Origin of the sequence: Providencia sp. PROV189, assembly GCF_028480065.1 — a bacterium.
Lineage (GTDB): Bacteria > Pseudomonadota > Gammaproteobacteria > Enterobacterales > Enterobacteriaceae > Providencia > Providencia stuartii.
On sequence record NZ_JAMPOG010000074.1, the window covers coordinates 1 to 2947 of the forward strand.

Genomic DNA, 2947 nt, shown 5'->3' on the forward strand with positions numbered 1-2947 from the left:
GCTGGTCTTTAAAGTGCTGGGGATCTGGCTGAAAGTGCGGGAAGAGGGGGAGGATGAGGGTAACAAAGGTTCACTGGCAATTGTGCGTATCGAGAACGCGCTTTACGGCGCCTTTGTGGTGATCCTGTTTTGTTGTGTGCCGTTGATGGAGGTGAGTGTCAGTACCCTGCAATTTGATACCAGCCGGACCAAAACCTGCGGCACCTGGACCCCGGTGAAGCCGGCGGAATCCGGTTACAGCGGCGTGGTGTCGTCACTGGATAATCAGACAGCCAAAATCCCGCTGTGGTGGATGCTGGTACATAAGCTGTCGAAAGGGGTGACTCAGGCGGCGGTGGCCAGCATTCCGTGCCGGCCGGATTTGCGTCAGGTGCGTTTTGAGGTGCAGCACAGCAACATTAAAAATCCGGCGCTGGCTGCCGCACTTCAGGATTTTACGGATGACTGTTACTCACGTGCCCTGTATGACTGGAAAGCGAAAGATCAGGGAAAAACACAGGATGAAAAAACGTTACAGGATATCACCTGGATAGGCTCGGCCACCTTTATGAAAGGGGAATATCATCAGATCCAGTCACGGACACCGCGGGCGGGCTTTCCCTGGGATGCCGACCGGGATGACGGGTATGCGAATGTCAACGGCAACGGTTACCCGACCTGTTATCAGTGGTGGAATGATGCGAATGCAGGGTTACTGAAACTTGTCAAAGAGCAGACCGATGAAGGGATGTGGCTGCGTGCCCGGGCGGCGATGAAGCTGATTAATAAAAACTCGAAAGAGTTTGAGGAGGCCATCGTCCGCCGGCTGGTGAGTCCGGCGAATCTGGATGTCTCCGGCGGCCGGGTATACCGGGGATACGGGGGTAATGCGGATATGACGGTGATGAATGAGCTGGCCAGAATGGGAGGGGTAGCCGGGACTTCGCTGGCGTCACTGGGGGCATTCCCTGCCTTTGATACGATGCGACAGTCCTTACCGATGGTGCAGGGGCTGATGTTAATGGCGGTGTATATCATGATCCCGATGGTGCTGATGTTTTCGGCGTATGAATTTAAGACGGCGATAACGGTGACGTTTGTGATATTTGCGCTGAACTTTCTGACATTCTGGTGGGAGCTGGCACGCTGGATAGACAGCTGGATGATGGAGGCACTGTATAATTCCGATACGCACAGTCAGTGGAATATGAACGGGCTTCAGAACACGTCTGATGATGTCATTATGAACCTGGTAATGGGAACGATGTTTTTGGTGTTGCCGGCGTTGTGGTTGACAGCATTTGGTTGGGCTGGAGCTAAAGTTGGGTCCGAGCTAGGTAATATGACATCTAACGCGACTTCACCTGCGCATAGTGCGGGGGGGAAAGGAGGACAGTTAGCAGAACAAGCTATTTCTAAAAAAGTTAACTAATAATATTTTGAAGCCAGCTGCAAAATTTAGTTTTGTGGCTGGCTAATCTTCGTCAATATTTATTCCGTTCATATAATATCCAAAACCTTGGTTGCCATTTCTAAAGTCGTCACTATTGCCAACGAGATTGGATTGCCATTCATTATTGTTATCAGTGGATTGAATGTTATTTCCTGAAGAAATATCAATGTGTTCTATTACAGAAAATAAAATCACCAACGCTCCAAAGGTAAATAGGATGTACAAACTGAAATAAGCCAGTAACGCGATGACTGCGAGAGTTATAGATACCAGTGGAATATGCCCCAGCCAACCCGGCATATTTTTGCTTTTGGCGCTTGCCACACAGTTCTTATCGAAAGCCTTCAATTTTTTGATTAGCCATTTTGCTTTATAAGCTGCTTTTATGCCCCAGCGTTCTCCTCTGGAAGCGGCTGTTTTATCACTCATTTCCCCCTCCGGTAATCAGTGAGTCTGATTTATCTCATGCTTGTCGTCTATCGTTAATACAATTTTAGGTCGATTTTTAATCATTGTCTACATCTTGTGAGTTATGCACATATCCACGGTCACCAAGCCAGTGCAACCCGATGCCAACAAGCAATCGGGTAAACGGGAGCGTACAGGGCATCGGCCCTGATGGTGGCGGTGGGTATGTGTATAACTTTTTTGTTGCCTTCATATAAAAATCTTATTCTTTCATCTGGATGGATTTATTGAATTTGATTTTTTATGTCAGTTTAAGTAAGTTTTTAATATGTATCCGAGTCCTTGTATATAGGAGATGATAATATGAATTTTATTTTTTGGTTTGTGGTCTTAATAGGGGCGGGATATTTGTGGAGGAGGAGGGGTTGGTTCAGTAAAATAAGGAAGCAATACTCAAGGAGAAAAACAACATTAAATGGTAACAAAGGATGTTTATATAATAAAAAAAATGACAATGATGCTTTGGAAGGTAATGGGGATTGTAATAATTTTTATTCTGAGAATAAAGAAAGTTTCTTTTGGTTAATGATCGAGAGAGGTATTAAATTTTACAGAAAAGAATATTTGACTACGATTACTGAAAAAATATCATGATAAGTTAGTGAGCTGGTTTGGTGAGAAATGTTATATACATTGTCAGGTTAGTTTAGGGAGTTTATTTATATTCCCAAAACAAAAAAATTTTACTGATGAAGAACAAAAACGTTTTTTTTCTGTTTGTAATAGAATGTCCTTGGATTTTATTTTAACATTTAAAACTAATATGCCCTTCTTACGTGTTTCTGTTGACTCTATGAAAAATAAACCGCCTGTTTGGGATGTTTATGATAAATCCAAATAAAAACATATCTGATTGTTGAGTTTTCGTGATTAAAGATGGCATTGATTATTAATACGATGAAGAACCAACAAGGGGATATTTAATAAAGAGAAAAAGGAGGATGTAAAATATTCTCCTTTTTCTTTATCGGGTATTGACGAAAAAAGAAAGTTTGATTAAATTTACCACGTTACACCGTTGCTTAATGCAACATTGCCAATGCTTCG

General features: G+C 43.4%; 3 protein-coding genes. 2 read left to right on the top strand and 1 reads right to left on the bottom strand.

Annotated features, from left to right (window positions below):
- Positions 1–1411: conjugal transfer protein TraG N-terminal domain-containing protein (locus PR833_RS20180; protein WP_272526477.1), on the top strand; the 1411-nt coding region annotated here is incomplete at its 5' end.
- Positions 1412–1453: 42 nt separating this feature from the next.
- On the opposite strand, the gene PR833_RS20185 is transcribed toward PR833_RS20180, so the two are convergent.
- Positions 1454–1861: a DUF3742 family protein gene (locus PR833_RS20185; protein WP_004239694.1), complete on the bottom strand. Its 408-nt coding sequence runs from the start codon at positions 1859–1861 to the stop codon at positions 1454–1456.
- 342 nt (positions 1862–2203) lie between these two features.
- Here PR833_RS20185 and PR833_RS20190 point away from each other — a divergent pair, with 342 nt between their 5' ends.
- Entirely contained in the window at positions 2204–2494 is a 291-nt protein-coding gene (locus tag PR833_RS20190) for a hypothetical protein (RefSeq protein WP_001009241.1), read from the top strand.
- Positions 2495–2947 lie beyond the last annotated feature (453 nt).

What these genes read in the sequence shown, in the direction of transcription:
- PR833_RS20190 (WP_001009241.1), top strand. Translation starts at nt 2,204, where the DNA reads ATGAATTTTATTTTTTGGTTTGTGGTCTTAATAGGGGCGGGATATTTG.
- PR833_RS20185 (WP_004239694.1), bottom strand. Translation starts at nt 1,861, where the DNA reads ATGAGTGATAAAACAGCCGCTTCCAGAGGAGAACGCTGGGGCATAAAA.